This window comes from Vibrio sp. S457-15, from assembly GCF_000960545.1.
Lineage (GTDB): Bacteria > Pseudomonadota > Gammaproteobacteria > Enterobacterales > Vibrionaceae > Vibrio > Vibrio parahaemolyticus.
The window spans coordinates 1-451 of record NZ_JYOQ01000118.1; the positions used below are offsets into that span (position 1 = coordinate 1).

1 pseudogene is annotated in these 451 nt (G+C 55.0%); it reads left to right on the forward strand.

The annotated features are described in order from the left end of the window. Positions 1 to 451: pseudogene (locus tag UF05_RS10875) on the forward strand (4Fe-4S binding protein); the annotation flags it as partial.

Consider the following 451-nt stretch of genomic DNA (forward strand, 5'->3'; position numbering starts at 1 on the left):
GTTTATGGCTGGGCCGACATTAGGGGTTCTAACCCGTAACCTCTCATCGCGTATGCTGTTCGACACGGTCCCTTTAAGTCACCCGTTCATTGTGCTTCAAGCCTTGCCGACACGGCATAACCCGGAGTTTAATGCGTTGTTAGGCGAAGTGATTGTAGTGCTGTTCTACGTGATATTATCGCCGCGCGCGTTTTTTGGTTGGGTATGTCCGTTGAACATCGTGACGGACCTGGCGGCGTGGCTGCGCCGAACGTTCGACATCTAAGCGACCTTTTTGTGGTCTCCTGCTATTCGCCATTGGCTGATCCCTTTCTTGGTGTTGGGCTGCGCGCTGTCTGCCGTGGTTATTTGGATATGGCTTGATCCAGTAGCGGCACTGTCTCGCGGCTTGGCGGTTGGCATGGCGGCAGGTTGGGTGCTGATCGCCCGGCGGTTCGTACTGGACTTACTT